17 protein-coding genes and 1 pseudogene are annotated in these 18,059 nt (G+C 62.8%); 10 read left to right on the plus strand and 8 right to left on the minus strand.

What is annotated here, in order from left to right:
• The first annotated feature begins 28 nt into the window (after positions 1–28).
• The gene (locus AC3EMP_RS16485; protein WP_023671510.1) at positions 29–544 is read left to right on the plus strand and encodes an OsmC family protein; all 516 of its coding nucleotides are present in this window, start codon (positions 29–31) and stop codon (positions 542–544) included.
• 71 nt (positions 545–615) lie between these two features.
• On the opposite strand, the gene AC3EMP_RS16490 is transcribed toward AC3EMP_RS16485, so the two are convergent.
• The 3 genes from AC3EMP_RS16490 to AC3EMP_RS16500 are packed head-to-tail and all read right to left on the minus strand — an operon-like array spanning position 616 to position 2,521.
• Positions 616–1,002 carry a nuclear transport factor 2 family protein gene (locus AC3EMP_RS16490; RefSeq protein WP_023697709.1) on the minus strand — a complete coding sequence of 129 codons (387 nt, stop codon included), beginning with the start codon at positions 1,000–1,002 and terminating at the stop codon, positions 616–618.
• Between the two features lie 17 nt (positions 1,003–1,019).
• Complete coding sequence (locus tag AC3EMP_RS16495) at positions 1,020–1,469, minus strand: OsmC family peroxiredoxin (RefSeq protein ID WP_023697708.1); 450 nt, start codon at positions 1,467–1,469, stop codon at positions 1,020–1,022.
• A gap of 41 nt (positions 1,470–1,510) precedes the next feature.
• Entirely contained in the window at positions 1,511–2,521 is a 1,011-nt protein-coding gene (locus AC3EMP_RS16500) for a zinc-dependent alcohol dehydrogenase family protein (RefSeq protein ID WP_023697707.1), read from the minus strand.
• 102 nt (positions 2,522–2,623) lie between these two features.
• Here AC3EMP_RS16500 and AC3EMP_RS16505 point away from each other — a divergent pair, with 102 nt between their 5' ends.
• A complete protein-coding gene (locus tag AC3EMP_RS16505; RefSeq protein WP_023697706.1) occupies positions 2,624–3,232 on the plus strand; it encodes a TetR/AcrR family transcriptional regulator in 609 nt (202 codons plus the stop codon).
• Between the two features lie 71 nt (positions 3,233–3,303).
• Here the strand turns inward: AC3EMP_RS16505 and groL are convergent, their stop codons facing one another.
• The 3 genes from groL to AC3EMP_RS16520 form a co-directional block, all read right to left on the minus strand.
• Positions 3,304–4,959 carry a chaperonin GroEL gene (gene groL, locus AC3EMP_RS16510; RefSeq protein ID WP_023709705.1) on the minus strand — a complete coding sequence of 552 codons (1,656 nt, stop codon included), beginning with the start codon at positions 4,957–4,959 and terminating at the stop codon, positions 3,304–3,306.
• Positions 4,960–5,022: 63 nt separating this feature from the next.
• On the minus strand, positions 5,023–5,319 hold the full coding sequence (gene groES / locus AC3EMP_RS16515; RefSeq protein WP_006203049.1) for a co-chaperone GroES: 297 nt from the start codon (positions 5,317–5,319) through the stop codon (positions 5,023–5,025).
• Between the two features lie 184 nt (positions 5,320–5,503).
• A complete protein-coding gene (locus AC3EMP_RS16520) occupies positions 5,504–6,301 on the minus strand; it encodes a class I SAM-dependent methyltransferase (RefSeq protein WP_352710124.1) in 798 nt (265 codons plus the stop codon).
• 82 nt (positions 6,302–6,383) lie between these two features.
• Between AC3EMP_RS16520 and AC3EMP_RS16525 the strand changes: the two genes are divergently transcribed.
• Positions 6,384–7,253, plus strand: a complete 870-nt coding sequence (locus AC3EMP_RS16525) for a hypothetical protein (protein ID WP_352710126.1) — start codon at positions 6,384–6,386, stop codon at positions 7,251–7,253.
• On the opposite strand, the gene AC3EMP_RS16530 is transcribed toward AC3EMP_RS16525, so the two are convergent.
• A complete protein-coding gene (locus tag AC3EMP_RS16530; protein WP_023712752.1) occupies positions 7,250–7,876 on the minus strand; it encodes a TetR/AcrR family transcriptional regulator in 627 nt (208 codons plus the stop codon). The two genes, AC3EMP_RS16525 and AC3EMP_RS16530, sit on opposite strands and share 4 nt — an antisense overlap.
• A 170-nt stretch (positions 7,877–8,046) precedes the next feature.
• On the opposite strand from AC3EMP_RS16530, the gene AC3EMP_RS16535 reads away from it, so the two are divergent.
• Together AC3EMP_RS16535 and AC3EMP_RS16540 are read left to right on the plus strand one after the other, a co-directional pair.
• Positions 8,047–9,234 carry an MFS transporter gene (locus tag AC3EMP_RS16535; protein WP_023700643.1) on the plus strand — a complete coding sequence of 396 codons (1,188 nt, stop codon included), beginning with the start codon at positions 8,047–8,049 and terminating at the stop codon, positions 9,232–9,234.
• 80 nt (positions 9,235–9,314) lie between these two features.
• A complete protein-coding gene (locus AC3EMP_RS16540; protein WP_023712754.1) occupies positions 9,315–10,250 on the plus strand; it encodes a bifunctional helix-turn-helix transcriptional regulator/GNAT family N-acetyltransferase in 936 nt (311 codons plus the stop codon).
• A 6-nt stretch (positions 10,251–10,256) separates the two neighbouring features.
• Here the strand turns inward: AC3EMP_RS16540 and AC3EMP_RS16545 are convergent, their stop codons facing one another.
• The gene (locus tag AC3EMP_RS16545; protein WP_352710128.1) at positions 10,257–11,087 is read right to left on the minus strand and encodes an AraC family transcriptional regulator; all 831 of its coding nucleotides are present in this window, start codon (positions 11,085–11,087) and stop codon (positions 10,257–10,259) included.
• A gap of 127 nt (positions 11,088–11,214) precedes the next feature.
• Between AC3EMP_RS16545 and AC3EMP_RS16550 the strand changes: the two are divergent.
• The 5 genes and pseudogenes from AC3EMP_RS16550 to AC3EMP_RS16570 form a co-directional block, all read left to right on the plus strand.
• Positions 11,215–11,422: pseudogene (locus AC3EMP_RS16550) on the plus strand (iron chelate uptake ABC transporter family permease subunit); the annotation flags it as partial.
• A gap of 126 nt (positions 11,423–11,548) precedes the next feature.
• Complete coding sequence (locus AC3EMP_RS16555; protein WP_023682981.1) at positions 11,549–12,019, plus strand: MarR family winged helix-turn-helix transcriptional regulator; 471 nt, start codon at positions 11,549–11,551, stop codon at positions 12,017–12,019.
• Positions 12,016–13,209: an HlyD family secretion protein gene (locus tag AC3EMP_RS16560; RefSeq protein WP_352710131.1), complete on the plus strand. Its 1,194-nt coding sequence runs from the start codon at positions 12,016–12,018 to the stop codon at positions 13,207–13,209. Before AC3EMP_RS16555 ends, AC3EMP_RS16560 begins: the two co-directional genes overlap by 4 nt.
• Positions 13,210–13,558: 349 nt before the next feature.
• The gene (locus AC3EMP_RS16565; protein ID WP_352710133.1) at positions 13,559–15,094 is read left to right on the plus strand and encodes a DHA2 family efflux MFS transporter permease subunit; all 1,536 of its coding nucleotides are present in this window, start codon (positions 13,559–13,561) and stop codon (positions 15,092–15,094) included.
• Between the two features lie 333 nt (positions 15,095–15,427).
• On the plus strand, positions 15,428–18,046 hold the full coding sequence (locus AC3EMP_RS16570) for an EAL domain-containing protein (protein WP_245263080.1): 2,619 nt from the start codon (positions 15,428–15,430) through the stop codon (positions 18,044–18,046).
• Positions 18,047–18,059: the final 13 nt, after the last annotated feature.

Consider the following 18,059-nt stretch of genomic DNA (forward strand, 5'->3'; position numbering starts at 1 on the left):
AACGACAATTCAAGACAGGAGATTGTTCATGGAAATCGCAACATTTCGCGCCACGCAGGAGCCGATCAAGGATCTCTATCGCAGGGATGCGAAGGCCGCGTTCCTCACCTTGAAGGCCAAAGGCGTCGCCGACGCGTCCACCGTGACCTGCAAGGTCGAGACCGGACGCGGGCTGGCGCTTGCCGGCATTCATCCGATGGCCGGGGGCAGCGGCCAGGAACTGTGCTCCGGCGACATGCTGCTGGAGGCGCTGATCGCATGCGCCGGTGTCTCGATGCGCGCGGCGGCGGCCGTGCTCGAAATTCCGATCAGGTCCGCCGAAGTTTCCGCGGAAGGTGACGTCGATCTTCGCGGCACGCTCGGCGTGACTGCGGGTGTTCCAGTCGGCTTCAAGGAAATCCGCTTGCGCTTCGACATCGACACCGACGCTCCCCAAAGTCAGCTCGACCAACTGCTCGAACTCACGGATCGCTATTGCGTGATCTTCCAGACCATCCAGAACAGTCCCAGCACCACGGTGAAGCTGCACCGCGTCATCCAGTGACCAGAAAACCGGCCCGGAAACTCGACTTGAGCGAGATTCCGGGCTGGGAACGGGAGTGCCGGGCAACGCTTCTATCCTTTGACGTAACCCATCGCCTCGACGATCAGCTCGTCCGCGACACGCATCAGGTTGACGCCGCGGATGGAGTTGCCGTCGGCCATGAAGTAGCGCCAGCGGATCGTCGCCCGTTCACCGGCGACGAAGGTTTCCTCGAGGTCGAAGCGCGTGCCGGGCTGGGTGGCGATCGCCGACCATAGGTCAATGCATGCCTCTTTGCCGGCATGGCGGGCGCCGTCCGGCGCCGGCACGGTGTTTTCGATAACGCAATCCTGCGCCACCAACTCGGCAAGCGCGGACGGATCGTGCAACTGGAACACATCGTTGAAGCGACGCATGATCTCGGCCGTCTGGCTAGAGTGGTCGCCCGGATGAATGCTCGTGATGCTGTCCTGGCTCATCTCATACCTCCTGGTTTTCATTGTTCCGTGGCAGTGGTGGCGGCCAGCTCGGCCTTGAGGGTGATGGTTGTAACGCCGGCCAAAGCGCGAGAGACAAGGCAGGTCGTCTTCGCCGTCTCCGCCATACGCTGGAATTCGGCAGGCTGAAGGCCGGGAATCTCTGCTTCCGTTTCGAGCTCGATGCGGGTGATCGTCGGCCCGGCGGCGGTCGCGCCGAGATGCACCTTGGCGACGGTGCGGATGGTGCGGGCGACGTGGCCTTCCTGGCCGAGGATGAAGGTCAGCGCCATCGAGAAGCAGCCGGCATGTGCTGCCCCGATCAGCTCTTCGGGATTGGTGCCCGGACCGTCCTCGAACCGCGACGGAAAGGAATAGGCGCCTTCGAAGACGCCGCTGCCAAGCCGCAGACGGCCGCCGCCTTCCTTCAGCGTGCCTTGCCATTCTGCGGAAGCTTCACGGATGGTCATGGTCGTTCTCCTGATTCGGGGTTGAAAAGCGGGCAATTGGGTCAGGCGCAGTCGATGACAACCTTCCCGAACACGTCGCCCTGCTGGAAGTGGCGGTACGCTTCGGGGGCTTCGGCAAAGGGGAAGACCCTGTCGACAACGGGCTTGAGGCGATGCTGCGACACGGCGCGCAGCATGGCCTCAAGATTGCTGCGGCTGCCGACGAACAGGCGGCTGATGGTGGCGAGGCTGCGCTGATAAAGCGCTGCCGGCATCTCGATCGATCTGCCACTGGCGTCCTGCAGCGTCAGCAGCACGATGTGTCCATAAAGCGTGCTGGCAATCAGCGACTGCGCGAAGGTGGCCGGGCCGCCGGTTTCGACGACGAGGTCGACTCCGCCTGTCTGCTCGCGCGCCCAGCCGCCCCATTCCGGTATGTCGGTGCTGGAGACAACGAGGTCGGCGCCCAGCGCCCGCAGCCTGTCGGCCTTCTCCGCGCGCGATGTGATGGCGACAACCCGGCAGCCGAGCAACTTGGCGAACTGCAGAGCAAACAGCGAAACGCCACCCGAACCGATGGTGAGAACCCATTGACCAGGCTTCGGAATCCGGGTCCCGGTCACCGCGTTCCAGGCCGTCACGCCGGCGCAGGTCAGCGTCGCCGCTTCGTGCCAGCTCAGATGATCGGGCAGTCGCGCCGCCCATTGTTCGTCGAGCACGGCAAACTCAGTCAGCATGCCGTCAAGCGTACAGCCGAGCTGGTCGATCAGACCGGCATTGATGCGGCCATCGATCCAGCGGGCGAAGTAGCTGCCGGTGACGCGGTCGCCGACGGCAAAACGGGTGACGGCATCGCCGATTGCGACGACGTCACCGGCTCCGTCGCTCAGCGGCACGATGCCTTGCCGCGCCGGCAAGGGATAGGTGCCGCCAAGGATCATCGTGTCGCGCCGATTGAGCGAGGCGGCGCGGACTCGCACCACGATCTCATGCGGTTTCGGTTCCGTCCGCGCCTCGTCGCGCATCGCCAGGGATTCGGTTCCACCAAACCCTTCGAGACGGTAGCTGCGCATGTCACTCTCCTTAATAGTATATAGACTGATCCACATATTATATAGACCGATTGTCATATTCTTGGCAAGGCCTATAATGCGTCACTGCTGACAGAGGTTGACATGGCCAACGACACCCGCACCCGCATACTCGAGACCACAGGCCTGTTGCTCAGGCAGCGCGGCTATCACGGCACCTCGCTCAACGACATTCTGGGCGCCAGCGGGGCGCCGCGCGGCTCGCTCTATTTTCATTTCCCAGGCGGCAAGGACCAACTGGTCATCGAGGTGACGCGCAACAGCGTTGCCGACGTCACGAAAAGGCTGGGCGAAGCACTGGCAGCCGAGAGCGATCCTGCAGTGGCCGTCCATCACATCTACCAGTCGGTCGGGCGCATGCTGGAGGACAATGATTTTTCGCTGGGTTGCCCCATCGCGCCGGTGGTGCTGGATTCACCCACCGATGTGCCGGAACTGGCGGAACTCTGCCGATCGGCTTTCGAGCAATGGATCGGCTTGCTGCGACAGGCCTTTGTCAGGGCAGGAGTGCCCGAACGCCGGGCGCATGCCCTGGCACTGCTGGTCGAATCCTCGCTGGAAGGGCTGATGGTGATTGCGAGGGCCACCCGCGATCGTGGCCCGGTGCTGGTGGTGGCCGACGAGGTCGCGGCGCTTGTCGAGCAGGCGGTGCTTGCAGGCAAGGTTGCGCGGCAGGCGGACAGCGCCGCCTAACCATCCGCTTTCCAAAACAAAAAGGGCGCCTCTCGGCGCCCTTTCCGTATGCATAAGCCAGATAGCTTGGATTAGAAATCCATGCCGCCCATGCCGCCCATGCCGCCGCCGCCCATGCCGCCAGGCATGCCGCCGCCAGCAGACTCCTTCTTGGGGGCCTCCGCGATCATGGCTTCGGTGGTGACGAGCAGGCCGGCGACCGAAGCCGCGTCCTGGAGAGCGGTGCGAACGACCTTGACCGGGTCGACGATGCCCATGGCGATCATGTCGCCATACTCGCCGGTCTGGGCGTTGTAGCCGTAGGTCGCGCCCTTGTTGTCGAGGATCTTGCCGGCAACGATCGAAGCTTCAGCACCTGCGTTCGAAGCGATCTGACGGGCCGGAGCCTGCAGTGCACGACGAACGATGTTGATGCCGGCAGCCTGGTCGGCATTGACGCCGGTGACCTTGATGTTGGCCGAAGCGCGCAGCAGTGCGACGCCGCCGCCTGCAACGATGCCTTCTTCCACGGCCGCGCGGGTCGCGTTGAGGGCGTCATCGACGCGGTCCTTCTTTTCCTTGACTTCGACTTCCGTCGCGCCGCCGACACGGATCACCGCAACGCCGCCGGCGAGCTTCGCCAGACGTTCCTGCAGCTTCTCCTTGTCGTAGTCCGACGTGGTCTCTTCGATCTGCTGCTTGATCTGGGCAACGCGGCCCTGGATCTCGGCCTTCTTGCCGGCGCCGTCGACGATGGTGGTGTTCTCCTTGGAGATCGACACCTTCTTGGCGCGGCCGAGCATGTTGAGGCCGACGTTCTCGAGCTTGATGCCGAGGTCTTCCGAGATGACCTGGCCACCGGTCAGGATGGCGATGTCTTCCAGCATGGCCTTGCGGCGATCACCGAAGCCCGGCGCCTTGACGGCGGCGATCTTCAGGCCGCCACGCAGCTTGTTGACGACCAGCGTGGCCAGAGCCTCGCCTTCGACGTCTTCCGAGATGATAAGAAGCGGCTTGGAGGTCTGCACGACGGCTTCGAGAACCGGCAGCATGGCCTGGAGGTTGGACAGCTTCTTCTCGTGCAGGAGGATGTAGACGTCCTCGAGCTCGGCAACCATCTTGTCGGCGTTGGTGACGAAGTAGGGCGAGAGATAGCCGCGGTCGAACTGCATGCCTTCGACGACTTCCAGCTCGGTCTCGGCGGTCTTGGCTTCCTCAACCGTGATGACGCCTTCATTGCCGACCTTCTGCATCGCTTCGGCGATCATGGCGCCGACCGACTCGTCGCCATTGGCCGAGATCGTGCCGACCTGGGCAACTTCCTCGGAGGTCTTGATCTTCTTGGCAGCCTTGCCGAGAGCCGCAACGACTTCGGTGACGGCCAGATCGATGCCGCGCTTCAGATCCATCGGGTTCATGCCGGCGGCAACGGCCTTGTGGCCTTCCTGGACGATCGACTGCGCCAGAACGGTCGCGGTCGTGGTGCCGTCGCCGGCGATGTCGTTGGTCTTCGAAGCAACTTCGCGGACCATCTGCGCGCCCATGTTTTCGAACTTGTCTTCAAGCTCGATTTCCTTGGCGACGGTGACGCCGTCCTTGGTGATGCGCGGTGCGCCGAACGACTTGTCGATGACGACGTTGCGGCCTTTGGGGCCGAGCGTGACCTTCACTGCGTCGGCGAGGATGTTGACGCCGCGCAGCATGCGCTCGCGGGCGTCGCGGGAGAATTTTACGTCTTTAGCAGCCATTTTTTAGCTCCTGGCAGGGGGCTTGCGATCAAGCCCGAATTTAGTTGACGGTGAGGCCGATGATCAGCCGATGATGCCCATAATGTCGGATTCCTTCATGATCAGAAGGTCTTCGCCATTGAGCTTGACTTCGGTGCCCGACCACTTGCCGAACAGGATGCGGTCGCCGGCCTTGACGTCCAGCGGGACCAGCTTGCCGGCTTCGTCGCGAGCGCCGGAGCCGACGGCGATGATCTCGCCTTCCTGCGGCTTTTCCTTTGCCGTATCCGGGATGATGATCCCGCCGGCGGTCTTGGATTCGGATTCGACCCGGCGTACGACCACGCGGTCATGAAGCGGGCGGAACTTCGACTTTGCCATTTTTTCTTCCTCGAATGAGAACGGTGAGAGCTGTTCCTCGATCCGGCGGTGCCGGATGTGCGTTAGCACTCACCTGGGGAGAGTGCTAACGTGCGCTGAAATAAGCGCGTGGCTTTCGAGAGTCAAGGCGAACGGTGAGCACAATTGTGCCAATTGGAGCCGTGCCGCGATCCGACGGCAGACCCTACCGGCGCCGCGGCGATTCAAGCACCAGAAGCGGGCATCGTTCCGCCAGCCCATAACCCCCTGTCGGTGCGAGGCGGACACGGCCGAAAAACCGGCTCGCCTCTTCGACCAGCGTCGCCGCCGGGGCGAAACTGTAGACAGTCTGCGAATTCGCATAGACATCGATGGTGCCGATGACCGGCATCTCCCATCCGGTCGTCGCGGCAAGGGCCTCCCGGTCGGCAAACAGCGCATCGAAGGCGTCGAGGATCGCCCGCACCGGAATGGCGCGGTCGGGATCGCCGCCGGCACAAGCCATGGCAATGCGCCATTTGAGTTCGTGGAAGGTCGCGACACCACCGGACAGCGTCAGCGCCCGGACCTCCTGCAGATCGTCCGGCACCTGAGGGCTTGCATAGGCGCGCAATGCAGCCCGCCCATCGGACTTCAGCACACGCGCGATCTCGGCAAGCAGCGCCTGCCGTGCAACCGAGGAGTCCAGCGCCGACAGACAGCCGTCGCCGATCACCGCCCCGGCGCTTTCGTCGCCCAGCGGCAACTCCAGCCAGTTGCCGATCACCGCCTTGCGTGAGGCGGTATCGCCCGGCCAGATGCCCGATATCATGGCAGTGGACTCGTCGATCGCGAGCATGGTCCTTCCGAGGCCGGCAAGCTCCGGCGTGACCCCGAGCAGCACCACATCGACTGATTGCAGGCTAAGTTCGCGCTCATAGGCGGCGACAGCTTCCGGGGGTGGACACAGCGGCGACCCGAGAAGCCGCCAATGACGGCGAATTGCGTCCCAATGCTCAGTCATGCGGAACGGTTTGGGGAAAGGCTGGACATATTTCCTTCCAGGCTGTTGGTTGCCTTGCGAGTTACCTCATGCAGGAAAGGCCATGGCCCGCATTGCCGTCATAACGCATGAATTTGACCGCTTCCAGAGCCGGCGGGGCCTCCTGCTGCGCCAGGACAGCCCCTACATGCTGTTCGACGTCCTGGCGGAGCTGAAACGGCGCGGTCACTCCGTGCAGATCATGCGTGGACCCTCGGCAAGTCATAACGCCGATATTGCCGTCCTGCATGTCGACGCGACAGTGACGCCATCGGACTATGTCGACTACGCGCGCGGATTTCCGATTTGTCTCAATCTTGGTGCAACCGACATTTCCAAGCGCCGCATCAGCGGTGCGATCCTCGAGGAGGGTGCCAACTGGAGCGGCCAGGTCATCGTCAAGAGCAACCTCAATCATTGGGGGACGCCCGAGGAGCAGCTCAACCGAAAATCCGTTCGCGCCGGCAAGGCAGTGCCTTTCCCGGGCGCTCAGACCTTCGACCGTTATCAGGTGCATGCCTCGCTGGCCGATGTGGCGCCGGAGATTTTCAGGCGTGCCGACCTGATCGTGGAAAAATTCATTCCCGAAATCGAGCCCGACGGGTTTGCGGCGCGGTTCTGGATATTCTGCGGCGATCGGGAGCGCTGCACCCGCTATGTCTCGCCGCAGCGCCTGGTCAAGGGCGACGACACCGTCCGCCGGCAGCCGGTTGCGGTTCCCGACGAACTGCGCGCCTTGCGTCGGAAGCTGGGCTTCGACTATGGCAAATTCGACTTTGTCGTGCATGAGGGCAGGGCCGTGCTGCTCGATGCCAACAAGACCCCAGGTCGCGCCAGGAACCTGTCGAAGATTGTTGCCGCCGGCACAGCCAACCTGTCCGACGGCTTCGAAAACCTCATCCACCAGACCGGACGGGGTCGAATCGGGCGCTAGAGAAACAGTCCCAACTGCGTATGGATGATCGACCGGTAGTCCTCGATGGTGTGGCGGCTTTCCTCCTGGTCCTGGGTCAGCGCCATGCGCACGACGCCGCCGGCCAGCTGGAAGATCAGGAAAACCATACGGCCGAACTCATTGCGTCGCTCTGGCGCGAGAAAGGGGCCGACATGGTCGCAGAACATCGTCGCCTGGTGCCGGGTTTCGGCGATGTCGAGATTCTTCAGCGCCTTGTCAGCCTGGATGGCGTTTTGCAGGTCCTGAATGGCGGGGTCGCCGGCGACGCGCTCATAGTAGTCGTCGAGCAGCCGGTCGGCCGCAGCGATAACGTCGCTCAGCCCGCCGACGTCGGCAACGATCGCGGCAAGCCGGGCGCGGCTCACTTCGGAGAATCGCTCGTAGAGCATCGCCAGGATCGCCGACTTGTTGGGGAAGTAATGATAGACGGTGGCGATCGGCCCGCCGGCCTGTGCGCCGACTTCCTTCATGGTGACGGCGTCGATGCCTTTCTCGCCGATCAGCCGCATGGTCGTCGACAGGATGGCGTCGATGCGCTCGCGGCTGCGCTCCTGTTTGGGCCTGCGCCTCGGTTCGGTCGTCATCTGCACTGCTTCGTTCATGCCGCCATCCTCTCGATCGCCCAGACCATTCGATCGCCAAGACCATCCCCAGCCTTGTTGGTGCCAAGTCCCGCTACTGATTGACAAACGAATATGATCGAGTATCAGTTTCTAAATGCTGACAGACTGTCAGTTTTTTTGCCGTCAGGCAAGGACGTTGGGAGGCGACCGTGACTTCTGCTGGTAACGCGGATGCCGGGAACGGCGACTGGCTGGTCGGCAACCCCACTGGGGCGCAACTCGCCTCGGCATTGTGGATCGGCTCGGTCGGCCTGCTCATTCTCGGGCTGCAGCCGGTGCTTCTCGGCGCGCTCTACACCGAAGGGCATGTCAGCGGTGACGAACTCGCGCTGGTCGCCACGGCGGAGATGATCGCCATCGGCATCGGATCGGCGGCCATCGCCATGATGCTGTCCGCCCACAATATGCGCTTGAAAAGTGCCGTCCTTCTGCTCTTGCTGGCGCTGGCGAACGGGGCGACCGCCTATGCGCTGACCTCGACCTCGCTGATTGCCGCCCGCGCGGTGGCAGGCCTCGCCGAGGGTGGGCTGGTGGCGGTCGCCACGGAACTGATCGCCCGTTCACGCCGGGCCGAGCGCATCGGCGGCTTCTTCGTCACCCTTCAGACCCTGGCGCAATGCGCCCTTGCCCTGCTGCTGGCGCTTTACGTCATCCCGGCCGCCGGATCGGCGGGCGGCTTCATCGTCCTTGCCGTCGTCTGCATCGCCTCGGTGGCCGTCGCCTTCATCGTCCCGGATAGCTATGCCGACCTGCCCAAGGAGGAACAGTTCAGCAATGTGCTGACCGTTCCTTCGCTTGCCGCTTTGCTGAGCGTCTTCTGCTACTTCATGTTCTTCGGCTCGGTCTGGGCGTTTCTCGAGCCGCTTGGCGCACAATACGGCATCGATGGCCGCACCGTCGGCCTGATCGTCTCGGCCAACCTCGCATTGCAGGTGCTGGGCGCAATGACGGCTACCGTCTTCGAGGCGCGCATCGACTACCGCTTCGCCATCGTGGCGATCGGCGTGGTCGCCGTCGCCAGTTCCGTGATGCTCGCCGGCAGCCCCGGCCTGACGGTTTTCTGGGTCGCGGCCTTGATCATGGGCTTCATCCTTCTGTTCATCGTGCCCTATCAGATCCGGCTGGCGATCACCGCCGACGAGACGCGCACGGCCGTGCTTCTGGTGCCGGCGGCCCAGCTTTTCGGTCTGGCGATCGGCCCGGTCGCGGCATCGCTGCTGATCGACGGCAAGGATTTTCGGCCGGTGCCGGAATTTGCCGCCGCCAGTGCTGCGGCCAGCGTCGTGCTGCTCGGCCTGTTCGTCCTGATCGCACGGCGCCGCCGCGCCATCGCCTGAGACACGACCGGGGGAGCATCTCCTCGATACTTGACTAAGTCAAATAAATGACCGATCGTTGATGGGGCAGGAGGCTTCCCATGACGATCCATCATCAACCCGGCAAGGAACGCATCGACGCGGTGCGGGCTTTCAACCGCTTCTACACCCGCCAGATAGGTCTGCTCGACGAAGGCCTGCTGAAAAGCGCCTTCTCGCTGACCGAGGCGCGGGTGCTCTACGAACTGGCGCATCGCGATGGCCTGACCGCCAGCGATCTCATCCGCGATCTCGGCCTCGACGCCGGTTATGTCAGCCGGCTCCTGAAGAAGTTCGAGCACCTGCAGCTGATTGCGCGCGCGCCGCTGGCGTCGGATGCGCGGCAGTCGTCGATCACGCTGACGCCGGTGGGGCGGCAGGCCTTCGCGCCGCTGAACCGGGCTTCGCACGACCAGGTCGCGGCCTTGCTGGAGCGGCTTCCTGCTGCCGAACAGGACCGGCTGGTCAAGGCCATGCAGACGGTGCAGCAACTCCTGGGCGACAGCCCGGAGTCCAAAGTGCCGTATATGCTGCGCCCCTTGCAGGTCGGCGACATCGGCTGGGTGGTGCGCCGCCAAGGACAGATCTACGCACAGGACTATGGCTGGGACGAAACCTACGAGGCGCTGGTCGCCGAGATCCTCGGCGCCTTCGTAAAATCCTTCGATCCAGAATGGGAACGCAGCTGGATTGCCGAACGGCAAGGGGAGGTGGTCGGCTCGGTCTTCGTCGTGCGCAAATCCGACGCGGTGGCGAAGCTGCGCCTGCTCTATGTCGAACCATCGGCGCGCGGCCTCGGCATCGGCAAGCGGCTGGTTCAGGAGTGCATCGGCTTTGCTCGTGCCAAGGGCTACACGACGCTGACCCTATGGACCAACGACATCCTGACCGCCGCCCGCCACATCTACGAGAGTGCCGGCTTCAGGCTGGTGGACGAAGAGCGCCATCACGCCTTCGGCAAGGATCTGGTCGGCCAGAACTGGAACCTGGAGCTGTAGCGGCGTTCAGGCCACCGGGACCCATATCTCCAGTCCGCCATTGCCGCTGCGCGGATCGAACTCCGGGCCGTAGCGCTCGAATTCGGGGCCGTCGGCTATATCGTGCCCCGAGGCCGGCAGCCATTTGTTCCAGATCGTGTTGACGGTGCGGCGGATGGTGGAGATGTGCTCGGCATGGGTGAACACGGCGTATTTCTGCGCCGGCACCCGCACCCGCGAAAGCTCCTTCGGCAGGTCCGAGAAATCCGAAACTTCGACCCCGGCGATATAGTCGAAATTGCCGGCATCGTCGCCATTGACGCAGACGCCATAGGCGACGTCGCCGGTCTCGCCCGGAATGTTGCCGATATAGGGACCGAAACGCTGCCACTGCATCGGAATGGCAGCGCTGGTCTCGCAGCTGTAGCGTTCACCGAGCCCGGCAATGAGGAAGGGGCGGCCGGTCTCGAAGCGCGGCGGCGGCAGTGAGGCGAGGAAGGACTGGTCCATCAGGATCGGCTCCACGAGGTCGAGATTGCTGAGGCTGCCCTGCGCGCGCACCAGTTCCGGCGTCGTGCCGAACTGGTCGCGGAAGGCACGGGTGAAGGCTTCGTGCGAGGCGTAACCGGCATCGAGCGCGACCTCGAGGATGTCGGGCGCGCCGGAAGCCAGCTTGCGCGCCGCTTCGGTCAGCCGGCGCGCGCGCATATAGCCCATCACCGAACGGCCGGTGGCGGCGCTAAAGGCGCGCGTCACATGAAAGCGCGAGACGCCGCTGCTTTGCGCGACATCTTCAAGCGAGATCGCTTCCGGCAAATGGCTCTCGACAAACCACAGCGCTTTCTCGGTCGGGTTCATAGGTCTCCTCGCATTTGGCGGCACATTTTGTCGGCTTTTTGCGAGGCCAGTTTGATCGAAATTGCGCCTGTCGTAAAATCGAAGGCGCTGGTCGACTGTGGCAGGTCACCATCGTGGAAAGCCGTTGCTGGGCGGCCTCGGCCTGGCTCGCTGGGACAATATCCGGGCGCGCTGGGTGCGGGCACCACCCTTGCCTATGCGCTGTGGAACCACCGCCGGCTCGATGCCTTCGCCGCCGGCGAAATGCCGCCGAAAGCCTAGGTGTGCCGGTGGCGAGGACGCGCAAGACGACATTTCTTCTCACGGCGTTCTCGACGGCAATTCACGTCTCGGTCGGGAGGTCATCCGCAACCGTCATTGCCTGTGCCATGACCGCATCTGCATGGCTGCCATCCCTCTTTTTCGGCTCTGGTGCAATGCGGCGCCTTGAATGGTAAGCACGCTTATAATATATACCGCTCATGATTTCCGACGGCATAGATAGATTGGGCTTTTTGATCCACGACGTGCAGCGCCTTATGCGCAAGCGCTTCGAGGCGCGCGCCAGCGGACTTGGCCTTTCCTCGGCACAATGGCGGCTTCTGGTTCGCGTTGCCAAGGAGGCGGGCGTCGCCCAGGCTCGCCTCGCCGAACTTCTCGAAATCGAGCCGATCAGCGTTTCACGCCTCGTCGACCGGATGGAGGAGGGCGGCTGGATCGAGCGGCGCTCCGACGCAACTGACCGGCGCGTGCGTATGATCTTCCCGACAGCCAAGGCGAACGCGGCCTATGCCGAGGTCAAAAGCCTTGCTGGCGAAGTTTATGAGGAATCGCTGGTCGGCGTTTCGCCGGACGACCGCCGCGTCCTTATCCGGGCGCTGGACACCATCGTGCAAAACCTGGCGGACGGCGAGACGTCGTCCTTGAAGAGTACGGAAGGGGCAGCAGCATGAACGCGGCAGCCAAGCTGGACGAGAATGTAACCAAGATCGAGACGCCGGCAAAGCCGGCCGCCGAAGCGCCTGCACAGCCGGCCGCAGCACCTGTCGCGGTGGCTCCCCCGGTGCAGCCCACTCCGGCTCCGGTCAAGAAGCGCCGCCTCGGCCGCTTGCTGCTGATGGTCGTCCTGCCGGCCGCGCTGGCCATTGGTGGCGGTTATGTCTGGGTGACCGGCGGCCGCTATCAGGAAACCGAGAACGCCAATTTGCAGCAGGCCAAGGTGTCGATCGCCTCGGACACCGCCGGCCGCATCGTTCAGGTCGGCATCTCGGACAATCAGCAGGTCAAGCAGGGCGATGTGCTGTTTGCCGTCGACCCCGAGCCCTACCGGATTGCATTGGCGCAGGCCGACGCGGCGGTCGCAGTCGCACGCGTCGGTATCGAACAGCTGCGCGCCGCCTACAGCCAGGCGCTGGCGCAGGAAAAGTCCGATGCCAGCCAGGTCGACTACGCGCAGTCGCAGTATGACCGCGCCGCCGACCTTGCCCAGAAGGGCATCAACGCCAAATCGTCGCTGGACGAGGCCAAGAACGATCTCGACAAGGCCAGGCAGCAACTGGCCGTTGCCGAGCAAGGCATCATCAGCGCCAAGGCGGCTCTCGCCGGCAATCCCGATATCGAGACCGACAAGCATCCGACGGTGATGGCCGCACTCGCCGCGCGCGACAAGGCCGCCTACGATCTGGCGCAGACCACGGTCAAGGCGCCGGCCGACGGCGTCATCAGCCAGGCCTCCTCGTTCAAGGTCGGCCAGTATGTCGGTTCCGGCACGCCGCTCTTTGCGCTGGTCGAGACCGGCGACACCTGGATCGATGCCAATTTCAAGGAAACCCAGCTTACCCACATGAAGCCTGGCCAGAAGGCCGAGATCGTCGTCGACACCTATCCGGGCAGAACTTTCGAGGCCACCGTCAAGGCGATCGGCGCCGGCACTGGCGCGGAGTTTTCGCTGCTGCCGGCTCAAAACGCCACCGGCAACTGGGTCAAGGTCACCCAGCGCATTCCGGTGCGCCTGGAGCTGACCGATGCCGACGCCAAAATGGCGCTGCGCACCGGCATGAGCGCCTCGGTTACGGTGGATACCGGCGTTGCTCGCGGGTTCCCCGCTATCTTCGGCCACGCCACCGCAGGCGAAGCACAATAGACTGTGAATGGACCGTGATCTCGAAAAACAGGATCACGGCCCGGCAGAACGCCCGCCGCAGGCGAGGTGAAGTTGAGATGACAGGATCGGTCCGACGGCAGGTTGAACGAGGGGTGGATTGGACCGGGCCGCATCGCGGCCTGCCCAGAACCTGGACCATCTCGGCGCCCATCCCTCGGACCTTGGATTTCCGGGCGGCAAGCGCCTGATGTGTCGAGACCTTCGATCGATGTAACCCCCACATCGATAGATCGCGTCCCACCGCGATGAGGGTCTCTTCACCAGAGAAGGCCTCGCCGCCCGGAAACCTAATGTACACGTTTTTGTTACCTGTCGGAAGTTCCGCATCATGACCACACCAGAACCTTTCAAGGAAGTGCCGCATCGCGGCCTGATCACCGTGGCGCTGATGCTGGCGACGGTCATGCAGGCGCTCGACACCACGATCGCCAATGTCGCGCTGCCGACCATGATCGGCGACCTCGGCGCGTCGCCCGACAACATCAACTGGGTGTTGACCTCCTACATCGTTGCCGCCGCGATCATGACGCCGGTGACCGGCTGGCTGGCCGACCGCTTCGGCCGCAAGGAACTGTTCCTGGCGGCGGTTGTCGGCTTCACCGTGTTCTCGATGCTGTGCGGCATTGCCTGGAGCCTGGAGAGCATTGTGTTCTTCCGGCTGATGCAGGGCGTGTTCGGCGCAGCCATCGTGCCGCTGTCGCAGACCTTCCTGCTCGACATCAACCCCAGGGAACGCCACGGCCAGGCGATGGCCATCTGGGGCGCCGGCATCATGCTGGGGCCGATCCTGGGTCCGACGCTGGGCGGTTGGCTGACCGAGAATTTCAACTGGCGCTGGGTGTTCTTCATCAATTTGCCGGTCGGCATCATCGCCTTCCTCGGCATGGCAGCCTATTTGCCGGTCATTGCCCGGCGGATACGCAGCTTCGATTTCTTCGGTTTCGCCATGATTTCGCTCGGCGTCGGCGCACTGCAGCTGCTGCTCGACCGCGGCGGCGAGGTCGACTGGTTTTCCTCGGTCGAAATCTGGATCGAGCTTGCTCTTTCGATCACCGGCTTCTGGGTGTTCATCATCCACACACTGACGGCGGAACGTCCTTTCATCGACCCCAAGATCTTCCTCGACCGCAATTTCGTCACCGGTCTGGCCTTCATCTTCGTCATGGGCGTGCTGATCCTGGCCTCGATGTCGCTGCTGCCGCCGATGCTGTCGACCATCTTCGGCTATCCGACCGTGACCATCGGCGTCGTCCTGGGGCCGCGCGGTGTCGGCACGATGATTTCGATGCTTGTCGTTGGGCGGCTCATGAGCAGGATCGACGCCCGGATCCTCGTCGTCATCGGCTTTCTGCTCACCGCGCAGTCGCTCTACACCATGTCCTCCTTCACGCCGCAGATGGACAATTGGCTGATCCTTAGCTCCGGCGTCATCCAGGGCCTCGGCATGGGCATGGTGTTCGTGCCGCTGTCGACGGTGGCCTTCGCCACGCTCGACGTGCGCTTCCGCACCGACGCCACGGCCCTGTTCAGCCTGGTTCGAAATCTCGGTTCGTCGATCGGCGTGTCGGTGGTGACGGTTCTCATGGTGCGCAACACGCAGGTCAATCACACCGAACTGTCGGCTTTCATCAACCCGTTCAACCCCAATTTGTGGGCGGCCTCGCCGGCGGCAGCAGGCGGCGATCCGACGGCACTTTCGCAGGTGGACCGCATGGTCAACATCCAGGCGATGATGATCTCCTACGTCAACGACTTCAAACTGCTGATGGTGATGACGCTGGTTGCCATTCCGTTTGTCTTCCTGCTGCGCAAGCCGAAGACCGCTCCGGCCGGCGCGGCCGCTCCTGCCGCGCATATGGATTGAGGCGGGCGCCGGTAGCGCTGGCAGCAAGCTGGTTGCCCCTGATGATTGTTGCTCGGATGATCGTCAAAACCCGCGTGTGCAAAAGAATATCGATAATGAGCCGTTGGAAGTTGATTTGAAATGACATTTGCACCTTTGGTATCTGGTTGCTGACGCCTCCAATTCCGTTACAGTTCATCTTGAATTAGCACATCTGTAACATTGTCAGTCGACTTTCGTTTGGCACGACAGAGGCCCTTTCTTGTTTCAGGTGCCAAACCGGAGGAGGTCTGTTTGGTCACGAAGTCATCCAGAAGATCCGTCGGGGCGCGCGGGCCGGTGGGCGTAGCCGCATTGGCAAGACTGGCTGACGTTTCCTACGATACGCTCGAGGGAGAACTTCGCACGACCATTGCGGGTCTCGAAGGGCAGACCCTGCGCTTCGAGACTGCGATCGAGAATATTTCGCAAGGCATCTGCTTTTTCGATGCCGATGAACGCCTGATCCTGAGCAACCGGCGCTATGCGGAAATCTACCGCATTGCGCCCGAGGAATTGCGGCCTGGCGTGACACTGAGCGAAATAGTCGAACGCCGCGTTGCCGCCGGCACGGCGGCGACGGCCGCCGACACCTATCTCGCAACGGCTCGCTCGATCAATTCGGGCAAGGCTTCGCGGCTCTGGACCGCCAAACTTGTCGATGGTCGCACAATCCAGATCCGTAACCAGCCCATGCCCGATGGCAGTTGGATCGCCACGCATGAGGACATCACTGAACTCCTCGCCAATCGGCAGATCGTCGACGAGCGCATTTCGCTGCAGGCGCTGATCGACTGGGTGCCCGATTATCTCTGGGTCAAGGATACGCAAAGCCGTTTCGTCGTGGTCAACAGCGCCCTTGCGACCGATAGCGGCCGCAACAAGACCAGCGACATGATCGGTTTGACCGATTTTGATCTCCACCCCCCGGAAGTTGCGCGGAAATTTCGCCTGGTCGAGCAGCGCCTGCTCAAGAGCGGACAACCAATGATCGACGCGGAAGAGTTTGTCGTCGATGCGTCGGGGAACGGCAAATGGCTTTCGTCGACGAAGGTGCCGTTGCGCAATCGCCAAAATGAAATCTTCGGCCTGGTTGGCATCGCCCACGACATCACCGCCCGCAAGCAGGCGGATGTCCTTCGCAGCGGGCAGGCGCAGATCCTCGAAATGATTGCCACGAGCGCGCCGCTGGAGGACGTGCTCGACCGCCTCATGCGCTTCGTCGAGGCTCAGTTGAAGGGGATATTCGGTTCCGTCCTGCTGCTCGACAAGGACGGCATTCATTTGCGTCACGGTGCGGCGCCGGGCCTGGCGAAAGCCTATACGAGCGCCATCGATGGGGCGGCCATCGGTCCCAAGGTGGGATCCTGCGGAACCGCCATCTACCGGCGGGAACCGGTCATTGTTACCGATATTCTGCAGGATCCGCTTTGGGACGATTACCGCGAACTGGCGGCACCCCATGGCTATCGTTCGTGCTGGTCAACCCCGATCCTGTCGCATCGGGGCGTCGTGTTGGGCGCCTTTGCCATGTATTCGATGACCGTGCGCGAACCCACCCATGCCGAGACCCGCCTGATCGAATTCACCACACACATTGCCGGCATCGCGATCGAGCGCAAACTGGCGGAAGACCAGATCCACTTCATGGCCAACCATGATGCGCTGACCGGCCTGCCCAATCGCGCTTTGCTGGAGGATCGGCTTTCCCAGGCGGTCCTCTACGCGCAGCGATACAATCGCTGGATGACGGTGGTGTTCATCGATCTCGACAATTTCAAACTGGTGAACGATACGTTTGGCCACAATGCCGGCGACGAACTCCTCAAGACCGTCGCCAGCCGTTTGGTTGGATGCGTGAAGGCCACCGACACCGTCGTGCGGCTTGGCGGCGACGAATTTGTCATCGTCCTGTTCGACCAAACCACCAATGTCGATGTGGTCTCGGAAACCCTGCAGACGATCAGGGATGCGATCGCGGAACCGGTTCTTGTCGGAGAGCATCGGCTGAGAACGACGGCCAGCATCGGCATCGCAAATTACCCGAAGGACGGGACCAGCCCGGATACGCTGTTGGCCAATGCCGACGCCGCCATGTATCGCGCCAAGGAATTCGGCCGCGACAATTTCCAGTTCTATGCCCCGGAGTTCAACTCAACGGCACATGAAAAATTCCTGCTTCAGGAGGAATTGCGAAACGCGCTCGCCCGGTCGGAATTCGCTCTGCATTATCAGCCACAGGTGGATCTGCGATCGGGGCAGGTTTTCGCCGTCGAAGCGCTGGTGCGCTGGAACCACCCGACGCGAGGCCTGGTTTCGCCGGCGATGTTCATCCCGACCGCCGAGGAGACCGGGCTGATCGTGCCGCTCGGCGACTGGATCCTGCACGAAGCCTGCCGGCAGAACAAAGCCTGGCAGCGCGCCGGTCTGTCGCCCGTAACCGTCTGCGTCAACGTGTCGGCGCGGCAGTTCCGGGAGAAGAACCTGATCGACCGCGTCGTCAACGCATTGAAGGAAAGCGGCCTGGAGGCGAGGTATCTCGAGCTCGAAGTGACGGAAAGCCTGATCATGCAGGATTTCGAGCTGGCGGTCGCAACGATGAACGGACTGCAAAAGCTCGGCGTGCAGATATCGATCGACGATTTCGGAACAGGCTATTCCAGTCTCAGCGCCCTCAAGACGTTTCCGGTGGCGCGGCTGAAGATCGACAAGTCCTTCATCAACGATCTCGCGACCGACGAGAACGATCAGGCGGTCACTGGCGCCGTGATTTCCCTGGGGCAGAAGTTGAACCTTCGGGTGCTGGCCGAAGGTGTCGAAACGGAAGACCAGGTCGCCTTCCTGCGCAAGAACAATTGTGACGAGGTGCAGGGCAATTATTTCAGCAAACCCCTGTCGGCTGGGGATATCGGCGAGCTGATCGCGAAAGGCTGACGGCTGGCTCGCG

It is taken from the genome of Mesorhizobium sp. P160219 (genome assembly GCF_057786095.1).

What these genes read in the sequence shown, in the direction of transcription:
- AC3EMP_RS16485 (WP_023671510.1), top strand. Translation starts at nt 29, where the DNA reads ATGGAAATCGCAACATTTCGCGCCACGCAGGAGCCGATCAAGGATCTC.
- AC3EMP_RS16490 (WP_023697709.1), bottom strand. Translation starts at nt 1,002, where the DNA reads ATGAGCCAGGACAGCATCACGAGCATTCATCCGGGCGACCACTCTAGC.
- AC3EMP_RS16495 (WP_023697708.1), bottom strand. Translation starts at nt 1,469, where the DNA reads ATGACCATCCGTGAAGCTTCCGCAGAATGGCAAGGCACGCTGAAGGAA.
- AC3EMP_RS16500 (WP_023697707.1), bottom strand. Translation starts at nt 2,521, where the DNA reads ATGCGCAGCTACCGTCTCGAAGGGTTTGGTGGAACCGAATCCCTGGCG.
- AC3EMP_RS16505 (WP_023697706.1), top strand. Translation starts at nt 2,624, where the DNA reads ATGGCCAACGACACCCGCACCCGCATACTCGAGACCACAGGCCTGTTG.
- groL (WP_023709705.1), bottom strand. Translation starts at nt 4,959, where the DNA reads ATGGCTGCTAAAGACGTAAAATTCTCCCGCGACGCCCGCGAGCGCATG.
- groES (WP_006203049.1), bottom strand. Translation starts at nt 5,319, where the DNA reads ATGGCAAAGTCGAAGTTCCGCCCGCTTCATGACCGCGTGGTCGTACGC.
- AC3EMP_RS16520 (WP_352710124.1), bottom strand. Translation starts at nt 6,301, where the DNA reads ATGACTGAGCATTGGGACGCAATTCGCCGTCATTGGCGGCTTCTCGGG.
- AC3EMP_RS16525 (WP_352710126.1), top strand. Translation starts at nt 6,384, where the DNA reads ATGGCCCGCATTGCCGTCATAACGCATGAATTTGACCGCTTCCAGAGC.
- AC3EMP_RS16530 (WP_023712752.1), bottom strand. Translation starts at nt 7,876, where the DNA reads ATGAACGAAGCAGTGCAGATGACGACCGAACCGAGGCGCAGGCCCAAA.
- AC3EMP_RS16540 (WP_023712754.1), top strand. Translation starts at nt 9,315, where the DNA reads ATGACGATCCATCATCAACCCGGCAAGGAACGCATCGACGCGGTGCGG.
- AC3EMP_RS16545 (WP_352710128.1), bottom strand. Translation starts at nt 11,087, where the DNA reads ATGAACCCGACCGAGAAAGCGCTGTGGTTTGTCGAGAGCCATTTGCCG.
- AC3EMP_RS16555 (WP_023682981.1), top strand. Translation starts at nt 11,549, where the DNA reads ATGATTTCCGACGGCATAGATAGATTGGGCTTTTTGATCCACGACGTG.
- AC3EMP_RS16560 (WP_352710131.1), top strand. Translation starts at nt 12,016, where the DNA reads ATGAACGCGGCAGCCAAGCTGGACGAGAATGTAACCAAGATCGAGACG.
- AC3EMP_RS16565 (WP_352710133.1), top strand. Translation starts at nt 13,559, where the DNA reads ATGACCACACCAGAACCTTTCAAGGAAGTGCCGCATCGCGGCCTGATC.